At 68.6% G+C, this 5978-nt stretch carries 9 protein-coding genes; 6 read left to right on the top strand and 3 right to left on the bottom strand.

Annotated elements, in window-relative coordinates; translation table 11 throughout:
- From ABJK26_RS04710 to ABJK26_RS04700, 3 genes are all read left to right on the top strand, one after another.
- Window positions 1-363: cytochrome c-type biogenesis protein CcmH (locus ABJK26_RS04710; protein ID WP_347241097.1), on the top strand; the 363-nt coding region annotated here is incomplete at its 5' end.
- On the top strand, window positions 360-1334 hold the full coding sequence (locus tag ABJK26_RS04705) for a c-type cytochrome (protein ID WP_347241096.1): 975 nt from the start codon (window positions 360-362) through the stop codon (window positions 1332-1334). The genes ABJK26_RS04710 and ABJK26_RS04705, both read left to right, overlap by 4 nt.
- Before the next feature lie 2 nt (window positions 1335-1336).
- Window positions 1337-1891: a ubiquinol-cytochrome c reductase iron-sulfur subunit gene (locus tag ABJK26_RS04700; RefSeq protein WP_347241095.1), complete on the top strand. Its 555-nt coding sequence runs from the start codon at window positions 1337-1339 to the stop codon at window positions 1889-1891.
- A gap of 12 nt (window positions 1892-1903) precedes the next feature.
- Here ABJK26_RS04700 and tyrS read toward each other — a convergent pair whose 3' ends face one another.
- Window positions 1904-3202: a tyrosine--tRNA ligase gene (gene tyrS, locus ABJK26_RS04695; protein ID WP_347241094.1), complete on the bottom strand. Its 1299-nt coding sequence runs from the start codon at window positions 3200-3202 to the stop codon at window positions 1904-1906.
- Window positions 3203-3224: 22 nt separating this feature from the next.
- On the opposite strand from tyrS, the gene ABJK26_RS04690 reads away from it, so the two are divergent.
- Genes ABJK26_RS04690 through ABJK26_RS04680 form a run of 3 tightly spaced genes read left to right on the top strand, consistent with a single transcriptional unit; the run spans window position 3225 to window position 4055 of the window.
- Window positions 3225-3602 carry a hypothetical protein gene (locus ABJK26_RS04690; RefSeq protein ID WP_347241093.1) on the top strand — a complete coding sequence of 126 codons (378 nt, stop codon included), beginning with the start codon at window positions 3225-3227 and terminating at the stop codon, window positions 3600-3602.
- Between the two features lie 58 nt (window positions 3603-3660).
- Window positions 3661-3960, top strand: a complete 300-nt coding sequence (gene rpsT, locus ABJK26_RS04685) for a 30S ribosomal protein S20 (RefSeq protein ID WP_347241092.1) — start codon at window positions 3661-3663, stop codon at window positions 3958-3960.
- An 11-nt stretch (window positions 3961-3971) separates the two neighbouring features.
- Entirely contained in the window at window positions 3972-4055 is an 84-nt protein-coding gene (locus tag ABJK26_RS04680) for a 30S ribosomal protein THX (protein WP_008632889.1), read from the top strand.
- Window positions 4056-4110: 55 nt separating this feature from the next.
- On the opposite strand, the gene ABJK26_RS04675 is transcribed toward ABJK26_RS04680, so the two are convergent.
- Both ABJK26_RS04675 and thrB read right to left on the bottom strand, forming a co-directional pair.
- A complete protein-coding gene (locus ABJK26_RS04675; RefSeq protein WP_347241091.1) occupies window positions 4111-4851 on the bottom strand; it encodes a DUF4388 domain-containing protein in 741 nt (246 codons plus the stop codon).
- The gene (gene thrB, locus ABJK26_RS04670; protein WP_347241090.1) at window positions 4836-5714 is read right to left on the bottom strand and encodes a homoserine kinase; all 879 of its coding nucleotides are present in this window, start codon (window positions 5712-5714) and stop codon (window positions 4836-4838) included. The genes ABJK26_RS04675 and thrB overlap by 16 nt, the downstream gene beginning before the upstream one ends.
- Window positions 5715-5978 lie beyond the last annotated feature (264 nt).

The following is a 5978-nucleotide window of genomic DNA, read 5'->3' as shown; positions in this document are numbered from 1 at the left end:
CCGCCCCCCGACCTCTCCCCGGAGGTCTTCCGCATCGCCCGGGAGCTCCGCTGCCCCGTCTGCCAGGGGGAGTCGGCCGCGGAGAGCAACTCGGGGGTGGCGGTGGAGATGCGCCGCCTCATCGCCGAGATGCTGAAGGAGGGCAAGACCGAGGAGGAGATCAAGGCCTTTTTCGTGGAGCGCTACGGGGACTGGATCCTCTACGAGCCCCCAAGGCGCGGCCTGACCCTTTGGGTCTGGGTCCTGCCCTTCCTTGGACTAATCCTCCTCGCCCTGGGCCTCTTCGCCTACTTCCGGCCCAAGCCCCTTCCCAAGGAGCTTCTGGAAGAGGCGGAGCGCCGCCTTAAGGAGCCGCCGAGATGACCGCCACCCTGCTCTTCCTCGCCCTCTTCCTCCTCGGCCTCCTCCTCGCCCTAAGGCCCCTCCTCGGCCCCAAGGAGCCTTTCCCCGAGCCCCCAAGGCGGGAGGAGCTCCTCCGGGAGCTGGAGGTCCTCAAGGAGGAGGTGGAGGCCCTGGAGGGAGAGGAAAAGAAGCGGGCCCTCGCCCGCCTGGTGGAGGTGGAGAGGCTCTTGGAGGGCTACCGCCCTCCCGCTCCCCGGGCCTTCCGCCCCTGGCCCGTGGCCCTGGTCCTGGGGGCGGCGGTCCTTTTGGGGGTGGGCCTTTGGCGCTACACCCTTCCCCGCCTCCCCGGGGAGACCACCGTGACCCAGCGCCAGGAGGCCCGGGAGCTCAAGGCCTTGGCCGATAAGGCGAAGCGCACGGGGGCGGTGGAGGACCTTTTGGCCTGGGGGCGGAAAGCCTTTGAGCTTCAGGCCTTTGACCAGGCGGCGGAGGCCTACCTGGAAGTCTTCAAGAAGGACCCCAAGAACGTGGAGGCGTTGCGCCGGGTGGGGATCCTCCTCTTCATGGGGGGGAGGCTGGAGGAGGCGAGGCTTTTCCTGGAGCTCGCCCAGCACGCCGACCCCAAGGCCGCCGAAGGGTGGCTCTTCCTGGGCAATCTCTACTTCCAGGAAGGGAAGATGCAGGAGGCCATCGCCGCCTGGGAGAAGTACCTGGAGGCCGGGGGCGAGGCCCGGGAGCGGGTGGAGGGCCTCATCGCCATCGCCCAGGCCCAAGGGGGAAAGGACGGGCGGAGCGTCTACCAGGCCCGCTGCGCCGCCTGCCACGGCCTAGGGGGGGAAGGGGGCGTGGGCCCGAGGCTCAAGGGAAACCCCATCCTAAAGGCCCCGGAGGCGGTGCGGGAGATCGTCTTAAAGGGCCGGGGGGCCATGCCCGCCATTCCCCTTTCCGAGGAGGAGCTCAGGGTGCTTTTAGACTACCTCGGTAGCCTGTAGCCATGAGGCGGCGCGACCTATTCTTCTACCTTCCTGTGGCGGTGGCTGGGGGGTTTTTCGCCTGGTTCGGGGTGCGCACCTACAACCTCCGCTTCCGCCCCCGGCCCGAGGCGGGGACGCCCACCTGGAAGGAGGGGCCTAAGGTGCCTGTGGCCCGGCTCGGGGAGCTTCGCGTCTGGCAGGCCAAGCCCTTCACCTACCCCCTTTCCTTCGGGGAGCTCAAGGCCTTCCTCCTCCGCCTTCCCGAGCCCGCCCCCGGGGGGCTTTCCCTGGGGGAGGAGCACTACCTGGCCTTAAGCCGCATCTGCACCCACCAGGGGTGCACGGTGAACTTCGTCCCTGACCCCGAGGCGGCCTCCCTCCTCTACAACTTCCGATATGAAAGGCCCTTTTTGGGCTGCCCCTGCCACTTCGGGGCCTTTGACCCCCTCCTTGGGGGGAAGGCCATCTACGGCCCTCCCCGGTTTCCCCTCCCCAGGCTCCGCCTCCAGGCCGAGGGGGAGACCCTCTACGCCACCGGGCACGAGGTGCCCCTAAGGCCCATGGAAGGGGGCTAAGCGCGTGGGCGCTCAGTCTTGGAGCCGCACCCGCACGAAGCGGTCCCGTCCCCGCTGGAGGATGCGGGGGCTGGAGAGGTCCACCTCGAGGCCCGGGTCGGTGAGGACCTCCCCGTCCAGCCTCAGGCCCCGGTTCTTTATGAGCCTCCTGGCCTCGGCGTTGGAGGGGGTGAGGCCCGCCAGGGTGAAGAGCCTCGCCACCCAGATCCGGCCTTCCTTCAGCTCCGAAGCAGGGATGGTGACCTCGGGGATCTCCTCGGGGATTCCCCCTTTGGCCACCTCGTCGTAGCGGGCCTCCGCCCTTCGCACCTCCTCGGGGCCCGCCTCCTTGTCCCGGCCGAGGGCCTCCCAGGCGTAGCCCAGGCCCTCGTAGAAGGCCCGGTCTATGCGGGCGGGGATCTTTGGCCGGGCGTAGGCCGCGGTGAGGAGGCGGGCGAGGACCCGGTGGGCGGGGACGGGGCCCGCCTTCAGAAGGGCTTCTATCTCCTCCTCCTCCAGGTCGGTGAGGAGGCGGAGGTAGCTCGGGAGGAGGGAATCCGGCACCCGCATGAGCTTCTTGAACATGCTCTCGGGCGGCTCGGTGAGGCCGATGTAGTTGTCCAGGCTCTTGGACATCTTCTCCCGCCCGTCCAGGCCCACCAAAAGGGGCATGAGGAAGCAGACCTGGGGGCTTTGCCCGTAGGCCCGTTGCACCTCCCGGCCCACCAGGAGGTTGAAGCGCTGGTCCGTGCCCCCCATCTCCACGTCGGCCCTTATGGCCACGGAGTCGTAGGCCTGGGCGAAGGGGTAGAGGAACTCGTGGAGGGAGATGGGGATGCCCGCCTCGTACCGCTTCTTGAAGTCCTCCCTTTCCAGCATCTGGGCCACGGTCATGAGGGAGGTGAGGCGCACCACCTCCTTGAAGGTGAGGCCCTCCAGCCACTCGGAGTTGTAGCGGAGCTCAAAGAGCTCGGGCTCCTGCCGGAGGATTTTTCCCGCCTGCTCCACGTAGCTTTTGGCGTTCTCCCGGGTCTCCTCGAGGGTGAGGGGGGGCCGGGTCTTGGAGCGGCCCGAGGGGTCCCCGATCATCCCGGTGAAGTCGCCGATGATGAGGACCACCTTGTGGCCGAGTTCCTGAAACTGGCGCATCTTCCTCAGGACCACCGCGTGGCCCAGGTGCAGGTCGGGCCGCGTGGGGTCGGCCCCCAGCTTCACCGTGAGGGGCCGCCCCTCCTTGAGCTTGGCGAGGAGCTCTTCCTCGGGAATGATCTCCTCGGCCCCCCGCTTGAGGAGGGCGAGGGCCTCTTCCGGGGTGTGGCCGGTGCCCGCCATGTGCCCAAGTATACTTAGGCCAATGCAGACCCTGCTCTTTTTGGCTCTGGCCGCCTTGGGCGTTTACTGGTACGCGGACCGCTACGGCCTCGCCGTGGGCTACCCGCCCTTCCTCCCCGTCTTCTACTGGAAGTACACGGGCGAGGCCCAGTACCCCATCCGGGTCACGGGCCTCTACGACACGGTGAAGGTGAAAGTGGCGGGGGAGCTCCAGGAGGGCCGCCTTCGGGTGGCCTTGCTCAAGGGAGGGGACACCCTGGGGGAAAAGGCCTTCTCCGGCACCTTCCAGGAGGAGCTCCGCTTCCCCGTGGAAGCCGGGGAGTACGTCCTCCGCTTTCACCTGGAGGGGGCTAAGGGCCAGGTGCGCTACGACTGGGTGGCCACGAAGTTTGCCCCTTAGGCGCAGGGTGTGCTACACTTAACCCTGGCTTGCCCTTAGGGGCACGAAGGGGAGAGCGATGCCTGAGAAGAAGCCCAAGAGGAACCTTTCCGCCCTGAAGCGGCACCGGCAGTCCCTAAAGCGCCGGATCCGCAACAAAGCCAAGAAGTCGGCCATCAAGACCCTCAGCAAGAAGGCCGTCCAGCTGGCCCAGGAGGGCAAGGCGGAGGAGGCCCTGAAGATCATGCGCAAGGCCGAGAGCCTCATGGACAAGGCGGCCAAGGGCTCCACCCTGCACAAGAACGCCGCCGCCCGCAGGAAGTCCCGGCTGATGCGCAAGGTGCACCAGCTCCTCGCCACCCAGGGGGCGAGCGCCTAAGGAGGTGGGGCATGGGTAAGGGCGACCGCCGCACCCGCAGGGGCAAGATCTGGCGGGGCACCTACGGGAAGTACCGCCCCCGCAAGAAGAAGTAGGGCGGCCCTCTGTAGCCCACGGGCGCATTTTGAGGGCCCCGCCGCGGCGAGGCGTTTAGGTTTCCCCTTCCTTTTCCAGCTCCCAGGTGAGGTCCCGGAGGAGCCAACCCCGGCCTGGGGGGGCGATCTCCCCGGAGGCCAGGGCCTGGACCAGGTAACGGCGCACCAAGCCCACGGGCACCCCTTGGGCGATGACCTCGCCGAGGTTGCGGGTGCCGTCCAGGAGGCCCTGGAGCTGGCCGAACTCCTCCAGGGTCTTGCCTCTTTTTCCCTGGTAGCGGATGCGCAGGGCGTACCAAGCGTAGCGGCGAAGGGGGTAGAGGTCGCCTTCCCGCACCCCCATGTAGGCCCGTTCCATGGCGATGAGGAGGGGAACGCCCCAGGCCTTGGCCGCCGCCCGCACGCTCCTTCCCCCCTGGAAGACCTCGTAGGGGCTCTGGGGGCGGAGGGCCTCGAGGACCCGGCTCGGGGAGTCAATGAGGGTGCGGAACCGGTCCCACTCGTCGTTCACCCGGGCCCACTCCCCGAGGAGGGCGGCGAAGGGCATGGGGGGGTGTTCGGCGCTTTGGGGGCCCGGGCGGAAGCGGAAGGTGCCCTCCTCCGGGTGCAGGGGGAAGGCGAAGAGGGCCTCGAGGCCCTCCCAGTCCAGAATGGCCGCCTCCACCACCTCGCCTTGGACGAAGCGGAGGGTGAGGGGAAGGGGGCCAGCCTGCACCTCCAGGGTGCCGGAACGGCGGTGGTCGTGGACGAGCTCCAGGACCTCTGCGAGGGGAATGAGGCTCAGGTTTCCTTCCACCGGTATCCCTCCCCGATGCCCAAAACCAGCGTACGCCCCTCTCCCCGGTACGGGGCAAGGGCTTTCACCACCGCCCCCTCTTTCCCCTCCCGCACCAAGGCGGCCAGGGTGGGCCCCGCCCCACCCACGAAGGCCGCCAGGGCGCCTGCCTCCAGGGCCCCCTCTAGGGCCTCCAGCACCCCGGGCATGAGGCGGGCCCGGTGGGGCTGGTGGAGGCGGTCCCGGCAGGCCTCCCTTAGGGCCTCGAGCCTCCCCGTGCAAAGCGCCGCGGGCCAGAGGGCGCTACGGGCCAGGTTGAAGACGGCGTCCTCCAGGGGCACCTCCCGGGGCAGGGCCTCCCGGGCCAGGGGGGTGGGGACCTCGTAAGGGGGCACGGCCAGGACGAAGCGCACCTCTTCGGGCCTGGGCAGGGGGATGGCCAGGGGGGGATGGCTCAGGGCGGCCACGAAGCCCCCAAAGACCGCCGGGGCCACGTTGTCCGGGTGGCCCTCCATCTCGGCCGCTACCCGGAAGACCCCGTCCCGCCCGAGCCTTCCCCCGGAAAGGCGGTCCGCCAGGGCCACCCCGGCCACCAGGGCGGCGGAGGAGCTCCCCATCCCCCGGGCCAGCGGGATGGGGTTGAAGGCCTGGACCCTTAGGGGTGGGGGCTTTAGCCCGAGGGCCCGCATCCCGGCCCGGTACCCCTCGTGGATCAGGTTGTCCGTCCCCTCCACGTGGCCCTCTCCTTCATAGAAGAAGGCGTCCTCCGGGGCGGGGGCGGCCTCCACCTCGAGGTAGAGGTCCAAGGCCACCCCCAAGGCGTCAAAGCCCGAGCCCAGGTTGGCCAGGGTGGCGGGGACGTAGAGGCGGGGAAGGGGCTCCATAGGTCCCGCCTCAGCATACCAGGACTTTCTTGGGGGTCTTGGCAAGAAGAAGAAGCCCTATCTTAGGGGTGGAGGTGATACAATGAAGCTGGCCACGCTGGGAGGGCTTGTGTTTATGGTCTTGGGTTTGCCAGTGGCCATGGCTCAGGCCATGCCCTTCCCTCAAGAAGGGCCTTCTTGCCCATTGCCGGGCGATGAGATGGTGAAACCTCTAGAGAAGGCAAGGGTGGAGGAACAGACTTCGCCCTTGAGCTGTGGCGCCCA

Origin of the sequence: Thermus sp. (assembly GCF_039793865.1) — a bacterium.
Taxonomy (GTDB): Bacteria; Deinococcota; Deinococci; order Deinococcales; family Thermaceae; genus Thermus.
Note: the sequence above shows the minus strand (reverse complement) of the source record. Positions and strands in the feature narration are given on the sequence as shown.